This window comes from Gemmiger sp. An50, assembly GCF_002161595.1.
Classification (GTDB): domain Bacteria; phylum Bacillota; class Clostridia; order Oscillospirales; family Ruminococcaceae; genus Allofournierella.
Genome location: NZ_NFID01000003.1, coordinates 176,770 through 194,641 on the forward strand (window position 1 = coordinate 176,770; position 17,872 = coordinate 194,641).

A 17,872-nucleotide genomic window follows, 5' to 3' on the forward strand; every position below is an offset into this window, starting at 1 on the left:
TTTTGCGTGCCGGGGAAGGGCAAAAGAGGGGAACGCGCCCCTACCCAAACGGCGGCTTTTCCGCTATAATAAACAGGAACCTCAAGCGAAAGGAACAGATCTTCATGGAACTACAGATCTTTAAGGCCATTGTGCACGTGCTGGATTCCAGCGGCGGCGCGCCGGTATTTTCCGACCGGCTGCTGGAGCTGGACGGCGACACCGCCGATTATCTGGCGGCTCATCTGGAAAAGGCCTATTACAACGATGCGGTGAAAAATTGCAGCTTTCTGCCGGAATCCACCTTCCCGTCCCTGCTGCTGGACAACCAGGACTTCGTACAGTGCTCCAAGCAGGTGGCGGACGAGTTTTTCCAGGTGATGCGCACCAGTCCGGCCATTCCCAACGCGGACCTGATCGTGGTCTACTGCTCCATCAACGGCCACGAGAGCATCGCCATTCTGAAAATGAACTATAAGGCGGCCTACGCCCATTATTACCAGCAGGTGGAGGGCCAGCATTACAACGCACTCATCAAGCAGCGCACCCTGCTGCCTGCCGCCGGTTCCAAGCCGGACGAATCGGTGATCGTGGATATGACCGACGGCTCCATCAAGCTGGTGGAGAAAAAATACGAGATGGACGGGGTGAAGATCTTCTATCTGTCCGAGCGAATTCTGCGCAGCACCCAGGCCCAGCCCGAGCGGGCCAAGCTGCAAACGGTGCAGACTGCCGCCGCTCAGGCGGTGCGCCAGAGCTATGAGGACAACCAGAAAAGCGACAGCGAGATCGCGGCCATTCTCTGCGAGGAAGCGGTGGCCGGTGACGGCAGCCTGGAGGTGCAGCGGGTGAAGGAGCGGCTGGAGGAGCAGTTCCCGCTGGCGGTGGAATCCTTCACCCAGGAGCTGGAGGAAGCAAACCTGCCCCTGGAGGAAACTGTGTCGGTTCCGCCTGCCCGCATCAAGCGGATGGAATACCAGTCCATCAAGACCGAGAGTGGTATTGAAATGAAAATCCCCACCAGCCTGTTGCGGGGTGACAACGACTATGTGGAGTTCGTCAACGAGCCGGACGGCACCATCTCACTGCTGGTCAAGGGCATCGTGCTGTAAATTGCGGTAAAAAGAAAAACTCCCGAAAGCCATACCAGTTTTCGGGAGTTTTTGTTTATGAGATCAAACAGTGATGCGGGGATGGCGGCGGTAAAAGTCATCCCGCGCCTTGAAATAGCACTGGGCACACAGGCTTACGTATTCCACGTCGCCGCCCTGGTCGATGACCACCTGGTCACCCTCGAACACGAATTCGCCGTTCACCTTGCGGCCGTTGCAGGTGGCCTTGCGGCCGCAGAAGCAGATGGTCTTCATCTCTTCCACGGCATGGGCCAGCTCCAGCAGACGGGTGGAACCGGGGAAGCCCTTCAGGGAAAAATCCGTGCGCAGGCCATAGGCGATCACCGGGATGTTCAGCTCCACAGTGATGCGCAGCAGCTGCTCCACCTGTTCCGGGGTGAAGAACTGGCTCTCGTCGGTCAGGATGCAGGCCGGGGCGGGGGCACGGGTCAGCAGATCCCGCACCAGGTCCAGGATGTCCAGCTTGGGGGTCACGGCGATATCCACCAGACGGGTCACGCCCAGGCGGCTGACCAGCTTGTCGCCGCCCTTGGTGTCCACGCTGGGCTTCATCACCAGTACCCGCATGCCTCTTTCCTCGTAATTATAGGCCACCTGCATCAGCGCAGTGCTTTTGCCGCTGTTCATGGCGCCGTAGCGAAAATACAATTTTGCCATAGTGTTGCACAAACCTCTTCATACAGCGAAGGAGCGAAAGTCCGCCCGTCCGCCAAAAGTCAGCCCGGCTGCGCATTCACGCAGCCGGGCTGCTGTCAGTAATGGATTCAGTCGTTCCGCAGCCGGTAGCCCAGGCTCATCAGGCTGTCGCCCAGGTGAGCGTTCTCCACCGTCACGTTGGGATAGGGAATGGAAAGATCGTAGTGGCTGAAGTTCCAGAAGCCCCGGATGCCCAGCTCCACCAGCCGGCCGGAAATCTCCTTCGCGCCCTCACGGGGCAGACAGAGCACCGCCACCTGGGGATTGTGGGCCGCGCAGAAGGACTCCAGCTCATCGATGTGGTGGATGGGGATGCCGTCCAGATCCTGCCCCACCAGATCCTGCTGCACGTCGAATACAGCCAGCAGGTGGTAGCCGTTGGTGTCGGTGGTCAGAAAGCGGGAGACCGCCCGGCCCAGACGGCCCGCGCCGATCAGGATGGTGGGCAGCTTTTCGCCCTCGCCGAACAGCAGGCGGCCGATCTCATGCAGCAGTACCTCCACATTATAGCCGATTCCCTGCTGGCCGAAACCGCCGAAGCAATTGAAATCCTGACGCACCTGACTGGCAGTGGTGCCCATCATGCGGGCCAGCTCACTGGAGGATACCTTCACCACACCGTTTTTCTGCATCTGGCTGATATAGCGGTAATATTTGGGCAGCCGCTTGATTACCGGCAGAGAGACCTTTCCCTGAGAATGGTTCATGTTATCATCACCGTCTTTTGATTTGATTTAAAGCAGCGGGCGGCCCCTGGCCTGACCCGTGCCGAAGGGGGCAAAAGGCGCGACTGGGCCCTTTGCGGAAATATCCATACTTTATAATACTGGATTCAAAAAGCCTTGTCAAACCAATTGGAGCGCTGGGAGGCGTTTGTACGGGCATAAAGACAAAAAATTCGCGCAAACTGATAGAAAAAATACAAAAGGAGTGAACCGGCCAATGCCGAACAACGATACTCAGCAGCCCACCGACGCCCAGGTGGAGCAGGAAAAGCTGGAACAGGATTTTATGATGGACACCGGCTCGGTGATCCGCACCAAGGGCCGCCATGCCATCCATTGCCTCACGGTGATCGGCCTGATCGAGGGCCACGTGAGCGCCGGGCAGGAGCAGAAGGTGACCCGCTACGAGCATGTGATCCCTCAGCTGGTGGCCATTGAGGAGGACCCGGAGATCGAGGGCCTGCTGGTGATTTTAAACACGGTGGGCGGCGATGTGGAGGCAGGCCTGGCCCTGGCCGAGCTGATCAGTGGAGTGACCAAGCCCAGTGCGGCGCTGGTGCTGGGCGGCGGACATTCCATCGGCATCCCGCTGGCGGTCAGTGCCAAGCGAAGCTTTATCGTGCCCACCGCCACCATGACCATCCACCCGGTGCGCCATTCCGGGCTGGTGCTGGGCGTGCCCCAGACCATGCGTTACTTCGAGCAGATGCAGGAGCGCATCACCGGTTTTGTGCAGAGCCATTCCCACATCAGCGAGGAACGCTTCCTGGAGCTGATGATGCACACCGGCGAACTGGTGATGGACGTGGGCACCGTGCTGGGCGGCGAGCAGGCGGTGGAGGAGGGTCTGATCGACGAGCTGGGCGGTCTGGGCGACGCGCTGAGCTATCTGTACCGCCAGATCGAACAAAACCGAACCGGCGCGAAGAAAGGCGCAAGTCAGGGCAGGGGAGAAACTGTCCAATAAATTGGGTTTTAAAACCTATGGTTTTATGTTACAATAAATAAGTTCCGAAAAAATTCCCGCGCCAGGCGCGCGGCGCCCCCGGTTTGAAAAGGGACCGGGGGCCGGAAATACATAGACGAGGGAAAGAAAGCGTATGGCACAAAAGAAGAAACCCGCCGCGAGAAGCGGCACGAAAACCACCCGCTCCCGCTCGCGGCGCAGCCAGCCGGATGTGGCCCAGAGCTGGAGCATTCTGCTGTTCGGCCTGGGCATTGTGATCATCGCCATGGCACTGGTGGCCGGTCAGTCGGTCTGGGCCATGCTGCGGGGGGTGCTGTTCGGCGTGTTCGGCGTATGCACCTATCTGCTGGGCCCGGTGCTGCTTTACATTGCGGTGCTGGTGGCGCTGGGGCGGCCCATCTGGGCCCGCTGCGCCAAGTCCCTGCTGCTGATGATGCTGATCTGCGGCACGGCGGTGGTGTTCTCAAAAATCGACCTGGTGGGTCTGGGCTTCGGCGAGGCCACCGCGGCCCTGTATGCCAATGGCCAGGGGGTGCTGGGCGGCGGCCTGTTGGGCGGCATCATCGGCGGCACCCTGCTGGCGTTGTGCGGCCATCCGGCGGCGAACATCCTGCTGGTCATCATGCTCATCGCCATGGTCATGTGGTACCTGGGCGTGACCCCGGGCGATTTGTGGCAGATCGGCGAGGACTATCTGGGCGACTGGCGGGCGGACCGGGATGCTGCCCGTGAGCAGCGGGAAGCCTGGGAAGAGGAGCAGCTGCGCCGGGAACCCGAACGCCGCGCCGCCGCCCAGGAGCGGGCCGCTGCCCGCCAGCAAAAGCAGGAGGCCTTTGCCCAGCGGTTCCGGCGCAAGCCCCAGGTGGACATCGACCTGGGTCCGGACCCGGTGGTCACCACCGAGACCGACCCCCAGCCGGACGAACCTCTGGTGGGCCCCGGCGGAACCTTTGGCATGTATCCTCCCATGGACCGGTCCATGCCGCCGGAACCCAGCGAGTTCGAGACCGAGATCGCCATGGACGAGCCCCAGAAGGACCCGGATGTGGGCTTCGAGCTCTATCCCAGCAGCAGCCCGGACTATGCCTGGGAGATGCGGTTCGACCAGGCGCCGGAGCCCTCCGACGCGGACGAGCCTCCCTTCCAGCTGGACCAGCCGGTGCCGCTGGATGTGGAGCAGCCCGCTGTAGGCGTCACCGAGCTGGACAGCCTGATCCACAAGGCCATGGAGCCCAGCCAGACCATGGGCAACTCCTACGGCGAGCCGCTGCGTCCGCTGAATCCGGCGGCCGCCCCGGCGGAAACGACTCTTGCCGTACCGGCAGAGCAGCCTGCCGCCTATTGCTACCCCCCGCTGGACCTGTTCCAGGTGATGGAGTCGGCAGAGGACCCGGGTGTGGAAGCGGAGCTGAAAAAGAACGCCGAACTGCTGGTAAGCACGCTGGAAAGCTTCGGCGTGAAGACCCGCGTGCTGGACATCTGCCGCGGCCCCTCGGTCACCCGGTACGAGCTGCAGCCCCTGGCGGGCGTGAAGATCAGCCGGATCACCGGCCTGGCCGATGACATCGCCCTGAACCTGGCGGCGGCCGGCGTGCGCATCGAGGCCCCCATCCCCGGCAAGCCTGCGGTGGGCGTGGAGGTGCCCAACCGGAAATCCAGCCCGGTGGGCATCCGTGGCATCTTTGAATCCCAGGCCTACACCCGCAGCGCTTCGCCCCTGACCCTTGCCCTGGGCAAGGACATCGCGGGCAACGCCCAGGTGGCGGACCTGTGCAAGATGCCCCACCTGCTGATTGCTGGTTCCACCGGCAGCGGTAAGTCGGTGTGTGTGAACAGCATCATCATCAGCTTTTTGTACCGTTCCAGCCCCGAGGACGTGAAGCTTATCCTCATTGATCCCAAGGTGGTGGAGCTGGCGGAATACAACGGCATTCCCCACCTGCTGATGCCGGTGGTCACCGAGCCCCGCAAGGCGGCGGGTGCGCTGGGCAGTGCCGTGGCCGAGATGGAGCGCCGCTACCATCTGTTCGCCGAGAACAACGTGCGCGACATCAAGAGCTTTAACCGGCTGGCGGCCGAGACCGAGGGCCTGGAAAAGCTGCCCTACATCGCCATTATCATCGACGAGCTGGCTGACCTGATGATGGTGGCCGGCAAAGAGGTGGAGGACTACATCTGCCGCATCGCCCAGAAGGCCCGTGCCGCGGGCATGCACCTGATCGTGGCCACCCAGCGCCCCAGCGTGGACGTGATCACCGGCCTGATCAAGGCCAACATCCCCAGCCGGATCGCCTTCGCGGTGTCCAGCCAGGTGGACAGCCGTACCATTCTGGACGCGGGCGGCGCGGAGAAGCTGCTGGGCATGGGCGACATGCTGTTCATGCCGGTGGGCGCTTCCAAGCCCCTGCGCATCCAGGGCACCTACGTGAAGGACGAGGAGATCAGCGCCGTGCTGGACTTCATCAAGAAGGACAACACCTCCCAGTACGACGAGAAGATGATCGAGGAGATGGAGAAGCACGCGGTGCCGGAGAAGGCCTCCGGCGGCGACGGCGACGACGAGGACGACGGCCACGACCCCATGCTGGAACAGGCGGTGGAGGTGGTCATCGACGCCGGTCAGGCCTCCACCAGCCTGCTGCAGCGCAAGTGCAAGCTGGGCTACGCCCGTGCGGCCCGCATCATGGACGATATGGAGCAGCTGGGTGTGATCGGTCCCTACCAGGGCGCCAAGCCCCGGGAGGTGCTCATCACCCGGCAGCAGTGGATCGAGCGGTCCATGCGGGCGGACAACACCCCCGTGCCGGACGAGATTCCCTGAACCTGCGCCGTGCCCTTGTGCGCGGCGGGCGGGATTTGTTACAATAGAATCGAGCCAAACGTTCGTGCCCCCGGCAGACCAGCGGCCTGCCGGGGGCGCGTGTGATATTGCATGGACAGACGCGGCCGCAAGGGGCCGCGCAACAAAGAAAGGAGACCCTTTATGCAGCAGGGCACACAGTTTTTGCCCATCAGCAAAGAGGATATGCGTCAGCGCGGCTGGGACGAGCTGGACTTCGTTCTGGTCATGGGCGACGCTTATGTGGACCATCCCAGCTTCGGCCCGGCCATCATCGGCCGGATTCTGGAGGCCGAGGGCTACCGGGTGGGCGTGATCAGCCAGCCGGACTACACCACCTGCGAAAGCTTCAAGGTGCTGGGTAAGCCCCGTTACGGCTTTTTCATCGGCGGCGGCAATGTGGACAGCATGGTTGCCCATTACTCGGTGGCCAAGGTGCGCCGCAAGGAGGACGAATACACCCCCGGCGGCATGGCGGGAAAGCGCCCGGACCGCAGCGCTACCGTTTACACCCAGCTGGCCAAACAGGCCTATCCGGACCTGCCGGTGATCCTGGGCGGTCTGGAGGCCAGCCTGCGCCGCTTCGCCCATTACGACTACTGGATGGACACCGTACTGCCCAGCATCGCCGAGACCTCCGGGGCGGACATCATCAGCTTCGGCATGGGCGAGCACCAGACGGTGGAGATCGCCCGGCGGCTGGCGGCAGGGGAGAAGGCCAGCGAGATCCGGGATGTGGCGGGCACCTGTTACATGACCGATTTTGCCCATCTGCCCGCCAAATATCTGGAATGCGCGGGCTTCAACAAGGTGAGCACCGACAAGGTGGCCTACGCCAAGGCCTGCCGCATCCAGATGGACAACCAGGATTCTGTCACCGGCCAGATCATCGTACAGAAGCAGCAGAGCGGCTATCTGGTGCAGAATCCGCCCGCAAAGCCCCTCACCCGACGGGAGCTGGACCGGGTGGCGGCCCTGCCCTACACCCGCACCTGGCACCCCAGCTACGATGCGCTGGGCGGCGTGCCCGCCATCGAGGAGGTGGAATTCTCCATCATCCACAACCGGGGCTGCTACGGCGGCTGCAACTTCTGCGCCATCACCCTGCACCAGGGGCGGCGGGTCACCAGCCGCAGTGTGGACAGTGTGGTGGAGGAGGGCGAGCTGCTCACCAAACAGCCCGGCTTCAAGGGCTACATCCACGATGTGGGCGGCCCCACCGCCAACTTCCGGCTGCCCAGCTGTGCCAAGCAGATGACCGAGGGCATGTGCCAGGGCGGCAAAAAGTGCCTGGCTCCCGGCCCCTGCCCCCATCTGATCATCGATCACACCGAATACCTGAACATGCTGCGCCGCCTGCGGGCCCTGCCCGGGGTGAAAAAGGTGTTCATCCGCAGCGGTATCCGCTATGACTACCTCACCTGGGACAAGGACGAGACCTTCTTCAAGGAGCTGGTGGAGCATCACGTCTCCGGCCAGCTAAAGGTAGCCCCCGAGCATTGCGCCCCCAACACCCTCAAATACATGGGCAAGCCGCCGGTGGAGGTGTTCAACAAGTTCTCCAAGCGATTCTACGAGCTGACCAAAAAGGCGGGCAAGAAGCAGTATCTGGTGCCCTACCTGATGAGCAGCCATCCGGGCAGCACCCTGGAGGATGCGGTTTATCTGGCTGAGTATCTGTATAAACACAACATCCGCCCCGAGCAGGTGCAGGATTTCTACCCCACGCCGGGCACGGTGTCCACCTGCATGTTCTACACCGGCCTGGACCCCTACACCCTCAAGCCGGTGTTCGTGGAAAAATCCCCCGAGGGCAAGGCGCTGCAGCGGGCGCTGCTGCAGTATTACGAGCCCCGCAACGCGGAAAAGGTGGTCAAGGCACTGCATAAGACCCACCGGGAGGACCTGATCCCCCTGCTGGTGCCCGGCTACAAGCCGAAGGTGAGCGCCCAGGCACGTCCCGTCACCGGCCGCAAATCCGCCCAGAACGCCAAGGCGGCAGGCCGTCCGGTGCAGGGCCGGTTCGTTTCCAACCACGGCAAGGGCAGCGGCAAGAATCCCGGCCGGCCCACCTTCGCCCCAAAGACCAAGCGGAAGTAAGCCATGGCAAAACGACGGAAACGGCGCACACGGCGCAAAAAATATCCCATTCGCATCACGCCCTCGCAGGGGCTGGTCTTTCTGCTCACTGCCTTTTGCATGATCATCGGCCTCCGATTGGGGCTGGGAGGCCAGAGTGGTGAAGGTGGGTTTACCTGGCGGGATTTTTACGACAGACTGCAGGTAAACACCCTGCCCCAGGGGCTGGAGGAGGTCCCGGCGGACGGCCAGGCAGTGCACTTCATCGATGTGGGCCAGGCGGACGCCACCCTGCTGCAGAGCGGCCAGGAATACTGCCTGGTGGATGCGGGCGAGGCCTCCAGTGAGGAAGCCCTGCTGTCTTATCTGGATGCAATGGGCATCACCCGCCTGAAGCTTCTGGTGATGACCCATCCCCATGCGGACCACATCGGCAGCATGAAAGCAGTGCTGGAGCATGTGCAGGTGGAGCAGGTGCTGCTGCCGGACTTCGACAAGGCACCCTATCCCACCACCCGCACCTTCGAGCGGGTGATGGATACCATTGAGGAGCAGAATATCCCCACCGTGACGGCCGAGCCGGGGCAGGAGTTCACCATCGGTGACGCCACCCTCTCGGTGCTGGCAAACGGTGTGGAGACCGACAATTACAACAACCTCTCCCAGGTGCTCTTCTTCCGGGCTCCGGGGCTGCGGGTGATGCTCACCGGCGACGGCGAAACCGAGGTGGAAGAGGATGCTCTGGCCCACTGTGAGCTGCCCGAGGCAGACGTGTTCAAGGCAGCCCATCACGGCTCCAGCACCTCCAACACCCTGTCCTTCCTGCAGGCGATCCGGCCCCAATACGTGGTGGTCGGCTGCGGAAAGGACAACAGCTACGGCCATCCCCATGACGAAGCAATGCAGAATTTCGCCGTGGTGGGCGCACAGGTGCTGCGCACCGATGAGGACGGCAGTGTGGTCATTGCGGCCACCGAGGACGGACTGCAGTGCTACACGGCTTCCGGTGGCCAGCAGGCGGACAGCGCAGCCTGAGAAAGGAGAAGCGCGATGAACGAGCTTTGTATCCTGGACCGGTGGGAGGGGGACACGGCGGTGATCGAGGTCACCGATGAAGAGGACCGCACCCATTGGCAGAAGGCGGACCGCAGCGAGCTGCCCCCGGATGCCCGGGAGGGTGATGTGCTCACCCGAAGCGGGCAGAGCTGGCAGGTGGACCAGGCGGCCACTGCCGCCCGCCGGGAAAAGATGGCCCGGCGGCTGGCCCGGCTGAAAAACCGGGGAAATCCCTGAATCCAACAAAAAAGAAAGCGGCGGCGCATACGGAAGGCTTTTCCGTGTGCGCCGCCGCTTTTTGCGTGCGGACGGTCCGCAACAAAAAACTCCCCTGTGCGGGTGCACAGGGGAGTGAAAAAGCGATTCAGAAGAATCAGACAGGCATGGTCTGGATGGTGCCGCGTACGCAGTCCACAGAAACCATGGTCTCGTCCTTCAGCAGGCGAGTGGCGTTGGCAACACCAACGATCACAGCCTTGCCCAGAGCCAGACCGGCGATGGCGGCGTGGCTGTTCATGCCAGCCTCCTCAACGATCACGGCATTGGCCTCACGCATGTAGGGCAGCATGTCGTTGTTGGTGTAGGGAACCACCAGCACGCAGCCGGGCTTGCACTTGCTGGCAACCTCTTCGGTGTTGCGGCAGATGCACAGAGCGCCCTTGGCGTTCTGGTTGCCGATGCCCACGCCGCTGGCCAGGAACTCACCGACCATGTGGACCTTGATCATGTTGGTGGTACCGGAAACGCCCACGGGAACACCGGCGGTCACAACCACCAGGTCGCCGCTCTGCAGCAGGCCGTGCTCCACAGAGGTCTTAACAGACAGCTCGACCAGCTCGTCGGTGCTGTTGGCGTAGGGCATCAGGATGGGATGCACGCCCCAGCTCAGGGCCAGGTGACGCTGGGTCTGCTCGTCCAGCACGCAGGCGATGATGGGAGTCTCGGGACGGCCCTTGCTCAGCAGGCGGGCGGTCTCACCGCTCTTGGAAACGGTGATGATGGCGGTAGCCTTGATGTCGGCTGCGGTGGTGCAGGCAGCATGAGCGGTAGCAGCAGCGATGCTCAGGCGGGTATCCAGGGGGCTCTTGCGCATGTGCTCGATGTAGCTGGAGTCGCTCTCGGTGCGCTCGGCGATGGCGGCCATGGTGCGAACGGCCTCCACGGGGAACTTACCGGCAGCGGTCTCGCCGCTCAGCATGATGGCGCTGGTGCCGTCGTAGATGGCGTTGGCAACGTCGGTGATCTCGGCACGGGTGGGACGGGGGTTCTCCTGCATGCTCTCCAGCATCTGGGTAGCGGTGATAACGGGCTTGCCGGCGGAGAAGCTGTGGTAGATGATGTCCTTCTGGATCATGGGGATCTCGGTGAAGTCGATCTCAACGCCCATGTCGCCGCGGGCAACCATGACGCCGTCGGCAGCAGCCAGGATCTCGTCGATGTTGTCGATACCTTCGCGGTTCTCGATCTTGGCGATGATGCGGATGTTGGACTTGTGCTCGTTCAGCAGGCGGCGGATATCCTGGATGTCCTGAGCGCTGCGGGTGAAGCTGGCGGCGATGAAGTCGTAGCCGTTCTCGATACCGAACAGGATGTCCTCCTTGTCCTTCTGGCTCAGGTAAGGCATGGACAGGGAAACGCCGGGCACGTTCACGCCCTTGTTGTTGCTGATGGGGCCGCTGTTGTTTACCAGGCACTCGATGTCGGTGTTGGTCACAGCGGTAACGGTCATGCTGATCAGGCCGTCGGCCAGCAGCACGGTGCTGCCCACGGAAACGTCGCCGGGCAGATCCTGATAGGTGATGGAGCAGATGTCCTTGTTGCCTTCCACGTCACGGGTGGTCAGGGTGAACTTCTGGCCGGCTTCCAGCTTGGTCTTGCCGCCGGCGAACTGCTTCAGACGGATCTCGGGGCCCTTGGTGTCCAGCAGAGCAGCCACGGGGCGGCCCAGCTCCTCACGCAGAGCCTTCAGCTTGTCCAGACGGCCCTTGTGCTCCTCGTAGTCGCCGTGGGAAAAGTTGAAACGGGCAATGTTCATGCCGGCCAGGATCAATTCGCGCATTACGCCCTCTTTGTCGGTAGAGGGGCCTAAGGTGCAGATGATTTTCGTCTTACGCATTCGTAAAATCCTCCTAAATACTCTCTTCTCAAATATCTATCCACAACGCCTCCGAAGCGGAGACGGGGTCGCTTTTTGCTCGCCGACCCTATTATATAATAAAAAAATCATTCGTGAAAGGGGTCCCGGCAAGCTTTCGGAAAAGTATATGCAATCATACCAATTAAATAAAAATTTAACAGAATATTTTATTGCATTTTTTCAACAAAGCCGGTGGGATATACTTAACTTTTTGGGGCAAATACGATATAATGAAACAACACCCTACAGCCAACGAAAAGGAGGCAGAAACAATATGGCAAAACGAGTGTTTTTAGTAGTACTGGACAGCTTCGGCGTGGGCGCCGAGCCGGATGCGGATAAATTTGGGGATGTGGGCGCTAACACCCTGGCGTCCATCGCCGCCAGCAAGGCGTTCGATACCCCCAACATGAAGAAAATGGGCCTGTTCAATCTGGACGGTGTGAGCTGCGGCGAGCCCGCGGCCCGGGTGCTGGGCACCTGCGCCCGCCTGCAGGAGGCCAGCAACGGCAAGGACACCACCATCGGCCACTGGGAGATCGCGGGCGTGGAGAGCGAGCGCGCTCTGCCCACCTACCCGAACGGCTTCCCCAAAGAGGTCATCGAGGAGTTTGAAAAGCGCACCGGCCGCAAGGTGATCTGCAACGCCACCTATTCCGGCACCGAGGTGCTGAAGGATTACGGCGAGGAGCACATGCGCACCGGCGCGCTGATCGTGTACACCTCGGCGGACAGTGTGTTCCAGGTGGCCGCTCATGAGGAGATCGTACCGGTGGCTCAGCTGTACGAATACTGCCAGATCGCCCGGGATATGCTCAAGGGCGAGCATGGCGTGGGCCGCGTGATCGCCCGGCCCTTCGTGGGCACCTGCGCGGCGGACTTTCAGCGCACTCCCCGCCGCCACGACTACTCCCTCAAGCCCCCCAAGAAGACCATGCTGGATGCCCTCAGCGCCGCAGGCAAGGCCGTGATCGGCGTGGGCAAGATCTACGACATCTTCGACGGCGAGGGCGTCACCGAGACCATCCGCACCTCCGGCAACACCGAGGGCATCAAGGTGATGCTGGACCTGGCCGACCGGGATTTCGAGGGCCTGGCCTTCATCAACCTGGTGGACTTTGATATGGTCTACGGTCACCGCCGCAACATCGACGGCTATGCCGCCGCGGCCACCGAGTTCGACCAGGGCCTGGGCGAGATGCTCAAAAAGCTGCGGCCGGACGATCTGTTTATCATCACCGCCGACCACGGCTGTGACCCCGGCTTTACCAAGACCACCGACCACACCCGGGAATACGTTCCCATGCTGGCGGCGGGCAGCAGCGTGAAGGAGAACAACAATCTGGGCACCGTGCTGGGCTTCGGGGCCATCGGCAAGACCGTCTGCGCCTATCTGGGCGTGGAGGCAGAGCTGGCGGGCCAGGATCTGAGCGAGCGGATGTTTGTTTGAGATGCATTTGCGGTAAGGCAGAATTTTTTCAAATCCTTTAAATTTTTTTGAAAAAGTTGCAATAAAAAACCGCGCCCTTTCGTTTATTATATGGCGGCCGCGGAGCGTTGCTCCGCGGTCTGTTTATTAACAGGGGAAAGTATGAAACTGTACGGAAAGGGTCTCGTGAATATCAAACTGATCATTGTGTGGGTGCTGGCGGTATATTTTCTTGTGGACAGCATTGTCCGGTCGCTGCGCTCCAATTTCAATTTCGGCATGCTCATCATGTATGCCATTACCGCCGGGCTGTGGGTCTATGGCCTGTTCCACCGGCAGATCGACGCCTTCTGTGCCGCCGGGGTGGGCCGGGTGCTGCGCATCGGCTTTTTCTGCGGCGTGGGCGTATTCTGTGCGCTGCTGGCCTTCGTGGCCCTCAGCGGCTATACCGACCAGCCTCAGGGCGATGAAAAGGCGGTGGTGGTGCTGGGCGCCGGGCTGCGCAAGGACGTGCCCAGCAAGCTGCTGGTCTGCCGGCTGGAGAAGGCGCTGGAATACCACGAGGAAAACCCGGACGCGGTGATCGTGGTCACCGGCGGCCAGGGACCGGGCGAGACCATCCCGGAAGGGGTGGCCATGGCCAAATGGCTGGCCGAGCGGGGCGTGCCGGAGGAGCAGATCATCGTGGAGGACAAAAGCACCTCCACCGAGGAGAATCTGCTGTTTGCCCGCCGCCTGCTGGAGGAGCGGGGCATTGCAGCCACCGAGCCCATCGTGGTGGTGACCAACGCCTTCCACTGCTACCGGGGCGGAGAATACGCCCGGATGGTGGGCTTTACCGATGTGGACGCACTGCCTGCGTCCATCGGGCTCAATTCCATTATGCCCTGCTATTTCCGTGAGGTATTCGCGGTATTGTATTACTGGGTCTTCAAAAGCAGCCGGACCGGCTGGATGCTGCAGTTTGTGGGCATCTTCTGACGGTTGGCTGGAATCCGATAAAATGAAGAGGTGAAATCATGGCGCCAATTATCCGTGTGGAACACCTGCGTAAGGTTTACCGGGTGGGTCACGAAAAGGTCATTGCGCTGAACGATGTGAACCTGGCCATTGAGCCGGGGGAGGTCTGCTGCATCGTGGGCCCCTCCGGCAGCGGCAAGTCCACCCTGCTCAATCAGCTGGCAGGGCTGGAAAAGCCCACCAAGGGACATGTGTTCATCGGCAAGCATGACATCAGCGAGATGACCGAAAACGAGCTGGCGAAGTTCCGCCAGGAGCATCTGGGCTTTATCTTCCAGAGCTACAATCTGCTGCCCAACCTGACGGCGGCGGAAAACGTGGCTCTGCCGCTGATGTTCAAGGGCGTGGGCCGCAAAGAGCGAATCAAGCTTGCCACCCAGGAGCTGAAAAAGATGGGTCTGGGCAAGCGGGCGGGCCACAAGCCCACCGAAATGAGCGGCGGCCAGCAGCAGCGGGTGGGCATTGCCCGGGCCTTTGTGGCCAAGCCCAAGGTCATCTTTGCAGACGAACCCACCGGCAACCTGGACAGCCAGACCACGAAACAGGTGCTTTACCGGATGCTGAATATGGCAAAGGAAAACGGCATTACCTTTGTTATGGTCACCCACGAACGGGACCTGGCCGCAGTGGCGGACCGGGTGGTCACCATCAAGGACGGCAAGGTGGAGAGCGATGTGGTGATGGACGCCGAAGCCAAGGCAGCGGCCATGGCTGAGATGTTCAGCGAGATTATGGAACAGGAGGCCCCGGCGGAACCCAACACCACGGTGCCTTTGAATAGCGAAAAACAGTGAGGAGAAGAAAACCATGAAACAGAGCATCAAACGGATCAGCGCCGTTCTGGCCATGGCCATGGCACTGAGCGCATTCAGCGCCTTCGGCGTATTCGCCGAGGGCGAGAGCACCGCCCCGGCCAGCGCCCCCCAGAGCGCGGTACAGCAGGCGGAAAGCGGAAGCACTGCCCCCACCGCCACGCCCACGGTAACCCCCGCTCCGGACCCCACCGAGGTTCCCACGCCGGAACCCACCGAAGTGCCCGTGGCGCAGGTCGGTTCCTACGATATTTCTCTGGTGGATGGCCGCGACAACCTGTGGGACTGGGACGAGCGCGCCAATGTAACCATCCATTTCACCAACGGTGAGACCGTGAGCAGCGCCCGCCTGGTGAACAACGGCACCTTTGCGGCCGATAACTACGGCACAGTGGATGTACCGGCTTCCGGCGGCAGCATCACCTTCAGCAATGTGCGCTACAACGGCGGCGGCAACATCCTGCAGTTCGAGCTCACCACCACCACGGCCGGTGTAGTCACGCAGTCCATCACCATCGCCCAGTGCATGGACGTGAACCCCAACCCGCCGGAGCCCACCCCCACTCCCGAGCCGGTTCCCACCGAGAAACCGGAATATGACTACCCGAAGATCCTGGTCAAGGACTTCTCCTTCGGCGGCAACAGCGTGGAAGCCGGCAAGGAGTTCACCCTGGAGCTGACCCTCTTCACCACCAGCGGCAACGCCAACCTGCAGGACGTGATGGTGGGCCTGAACTTCGGCGAGCTGAAGGGTGTTTCTCTGGCCAGCGGCAGCATGAATACTTATGTGGGCGAGATGGCTCCCAACACCACCAAGACCATCAGCTATAAGATGATCACCGACGCCGCCATCGAGCCGGGCGCCATCAGTATCAATGTAAACCTGACCAGCAAGAACGGCGAGGCCGCCACCGCGCCCATCTCCATCCCGGTGACCCAGCCCGAGCGGTTTGACATCACCAACATGGAAGCCCCCGAGACCATCATGATGGGTGAGGAAGGCTACCTGTCCGTCACCTTTGTAAACAAGGGCAAGAGCGCCATCAACAACCTCTCCGCCGAGATCCAGGGTGAGAACCTGGCCAACCCCGGCCAGAGCCAGTTCCTGGGCAACATCGCCGCCGGTACCGAGAACTCGGTGGACTTCAGCGTGATGGCTGCGGCCGAGGGCACCATCAACGGCAAGGTCATCCTGAGCTACGAGGATGCCAAGGGCGAAGTGAAAACCCTGGAGAAGGAGTTCTCCTGCACCGTAGAGCCCATGATGGATATGGGCATTGACCCCATGGACCCGGGCATGATGGACCCCACCATGACCGAAACCGCTCCCGGTATGCCCATCTGGGGCTGGGCGCTCATCGTGGTGGGCGTTGTGGCTGTGGTTGTTGTGGTCGTAGTCGTGATCAAGAAGAAGCAGAAAGCAAAGAAACTGGCTCAGTTGGAGGATGAAGATGAAGATATCTGATCTGCTGCGTCTCAGCACGGATAATCTTCGCCGCCGCAAAGGCCGCACCGCACTGACGGTGATCGGCGTGGTGGTAGGCACCTTTTCCATCATCGTGATGATCAGCCTGGGCATTGCCAGCAACGCCCAGAACGAGGCCATGCTGCAAAGCTGGGGTGATCTGACCCAGATCACCATCAACAACTACCAGTGGGGCGCGGCCAGCGGTGATGTGCCGGTGCTGGACGATAAAATGCTGGATCAGCTGCGCAGCTATGAGCATGTGGTGGCAGTGACCCCCATGTATCGGGACAATAACCTGAACGCCCAGGTCTACGCAGGCAAAAATGACCGTTACGAGGCCTATGTCTGGGAAATGTACGGCGTGGACATGGACGCATTACAGGCCATGGATTATAAGCTGATCAGCGGCAGCTTTGTGGCCAGCGATACCAATCTGGGCAAAAAGAAGATCCCGGTGCTGATCGGCGAGCATTTTGCCTATGAATTCCAGGATACCCGCAAGAGCTATAACAGCGGTAAGCGTCAGCGCTATTGGGGCGAAACCGACGCGCTGGGAAACCCGGTGGAGCCCTTCTTCGATGTACAGAAGGAAAAGCTTACCCTGCGCCTGATGGCTTACGATAAAAACGGAAACGAAAAGACCGAGGACTATCAGCTGGTGGTTATGGGCGTGTTCCAGCAGGATGACGCCAAGCAGTATTTCACCAATGCCGGTGTTGTCATGCGGGTGTCGGATATGCAGATGCTCAGCAAGGCCTACCAGAAGCTTTCCGGCAACAAGGGCAACAGCGGCGGCGTGATGATTTCCTCTGCCGGCGGCCGGCCAATCCAGCAGAAGGATAACGGTTATGAAAACGTCTATGTGAAGGTAGACGATGTAGACAATGTGGCTGAGGTGGAGGAGAAAATTCAGGATTTGGGATATGAGACTTCTTCGATGACCCAGATTCGCGAGGAGATGCAGGCCAGCGTAGCCAAGAGCCAGATGATTTTGGGCGGCACCGCCGCCGTGGCATTGCTGGTGGCGGCGCTGAACATCGCCAACACCATGATGATGTCCATCTATGAGCGCACCAAGGAAATTGGCGTGATGAAGGTGCTGGGCTGCGAGGTGCGCAAGATTCGCAACATGTTCCTGGTGGAGGCTGGTGCCATCGGCCTGCTGGGCGGCGTGATCGGTGTGGCGCTCAGCTACGCGGCCAGCGCAGTGCTGAACAATCTGACCACGATTGCGGCCCTGTTTGGCGGCAAGATCGATCTGAGCGGCCTGATGGGCAGCTTCGGCGGCGGCTACTATTATGGCATGGACGGCGGCAGCGCTGCCATCTCCATGATCCCGCCCTGGCTGGTGCTGCTGGGTCTGGGCTTCTCCACCCTGGTGGGTGTGCTCAGCGGCCTGTGGCCCGCCATCCGCGCCACCAAGATCAGCGCGCTGGAAGCCATCCGGCACGAGTGATTTTTTTAAAAGCGCAGAATACAAAATAAAAAGCTTCGGAGTGCCCAGGCACTCCGAAGCTTTTTTATGTCCTTAG

14 protein-coding genes are annotated in these 17,872 nt (G+C 61.1%); 11 read left to right on the forward strand and 3 right to left on the reverse strand.

All coding sequences use genetic code 11. The features are described 5' to 3' along the window. The first annotated feature begins 104 nt into the window (after nt 1-104). Nucleotides 105-1,091 carry a nucleoid-associated protein gene (locus tag B5G03_RS04535; RefSeq protein ID WP_087180570.1) on the forward strand — a complete coding sequence of 329 codons (987 nt, stop codon included), beginning with the start codon at nt 105-107 and terminating at the stop codon, nt 1,089-1,091. A 63-nt stretch (nt 1,092-1,154) separates the two neighbouring features. Here the strand turns inward: B5G03_RS04535 and B5G03_RS04540 are convergent, their stop codons facing one another. Beyond that, nucleotides 1,155-1,769, reverse strand: coding sequence for a thymidine kinase (locus B5G03_RS04540; protein ID WP_087180571.1), 615 nt, complete (start codon nt 1,767-1,769; stop codon nt 1,155-1,157). 107 nt (nt 1,770-1,876) lie between these two features. Further along, the gene (locus B5G03_RS04545; protein ID WP_087180572.1) at nt 1,877-2,515 is read right to left on the reverse strand and encodes a redox-sensing transcriptional repressor Rex; all 639 of its coding nucleotides are present in this window, start codon (nt 2,513-2,515) and stop codon (nt 1,877-1,879) included. Nucleotides 2,516-2,750: 235 nt separating this feature from the next. On the opposite strand from B5G03_RS04545, the gene B5G03_RS04550 reads away from it, so the two are divergent. From B5G03_RS04550 to B5G03_RS04570, 5 genes are all read left to right on the forward strand, one after another. After that, the gene (locus tag B5G03_RS04550; protein ID WP_087180573.1) at nt 2,751-3,500 is read left to right on the forward strand and encodes a ClpP family protease; all 750 of its coding nucleotides are present in this window, start codon (nt 2,751-2,753) and stop codon (nt 3,498-3,500) included. Nucleotides 3,501-3,633: 133 nt separating this feature from the next. Next, complete coding sequence (locus tag B5G03_RS04555) at nt 3,634-6,321, forward strand: DNA translocase FtsK (protein WP_087180574.1); 2,688 nt, start codon at nt 3,634-3,636, stop codon at nt 6,319-6,321. A 162-nt stretch (nt 6,322-6,483) separates the two neighbouring features. Continuing rightward, nucleotides 6,484-8,439 carry a YgiQ family radical SAM protein gene (locus B5G03_RS04560; protein WP_087180575.1) on the forward strand — a complete coding sequence of 652 codons (1,956 nt, stop codon included), beginning with the start codon at nt 6,484-6,486 and terminating at the stop codon, nt 8,437-8,439. Nucleotides 8,440-8,442: 3 nt separating this feature from the next. Beyond that, a complete protein-coding gene (locus B5G03_RS04565) occupies nt 8,443-9,453 on the forward strand; it encodes a ComEC/Rec2 family competence protein (RefSeq protein ID WP_087180576.1) in 1,011 nt (336 codons plus the stop codon). A gap of 15 nt (nt 9,454-9,468) precedes the next feature. Continuing rightward, nucleotides 9,469-9,711 carry a DUF3006 domain-containing protein gene (locus B5G03_RS04570; RefSeq protein ID WP_087180577.1) on the forward strand — a complete coding sequence of 81 codons (243 nt, stop codon included), beginning with the start codon at nt 9,469-9,471 and terminating at the stop codon, nt 9,709-9,711. Between the two features lie 136 nt (nt 9,712-9,847). On the opposite strand, the gene pyk is transcribed toward B5G03_RS04570, so the two are convergent. Further along, nucleotides 9,848-11,590 carry a pyruvate kinase gene (gene pyk, locus B5G03_RS04575; RefSeq protein WP_087180578.1) on the reverse strand — a complete coding sequence of 581 codons (1,743 nt, stop codon included), beginning with the start codon at nt 11,588-11,590 and terminating at the stop codon, nt 9,848-9,850. A 295-nt stretch (nt 11,591-11,885) separates the two neighbouring features. Between pyk and B5G03_RS04580 the strand changes: the two genes are divergently transcribed. The 5 genes from B5G03_RS04580 to B5G03_RS04600 all read left to right on the forward strand — a co-directional run bounded on the left by B5G03_RS04580 (nt 11,886) and on the right by B5G03_RS04600 (nt 17,796). Next, nucleotides 11,886-13,061 (forward strand): phosphopentomutase, encoded by a 1,176-nt coding sequence (locus B5G03_RS04580; protein ID WP_087180579.1) that lies wholly within the window; start codon nt 11,886-11,888, stop codon nt 13,059-13,061. Nucleotides 13,062-13,202: 141 nt separating this feature from the next. Further along, nucleotides 13,203-14,021, forward strand: coding sequence for a YdcF family protein (locus B5G03_RS04585; RefSeq protein WP_162613328.1), 819 nt, complete (start codon nt 13,203-13,205; stop codon nt 14,019-14,021). Nucleotides 14,022-14,059: 38 nt separating this feature from the next. Further along, entirely contained in the window at nt 14,060-14,854 is a 795-nt protein-coding gene (locus tag B5G03_RS04590) for an ABC transporter ATP-binding protein (RefSeq protein ID WP_087180581.1), read from the forward strand. A gap of 13 nt (nt 14,855-14,867) precedes the next feature. After that, a complete protein-coding gene (locus B5G03_RS04595) occupies nt 14,868-16,337 on the forward strand; it encodes a COG1361 family protein (protein WP_087180582.1) in 1,470 nt (489 codons plus the stop codon). Further along, a complete protein-coding gene (locus B5G03_RS04600; RefSeq protein ID WP_162613329.1) occupies nt 16,324-17,796 on the forward strand; it encodes an ABC transporter permease in 1,473 nt (490 codons plus the stop codon). The genes B5G03_RS04595 and B5G03_RS04600 overlap by 14 nt, the downstream gene beginning before the upstream one ends. Nucleotides 17,797-17,872 lie beyond the last annotated feature (76 nt).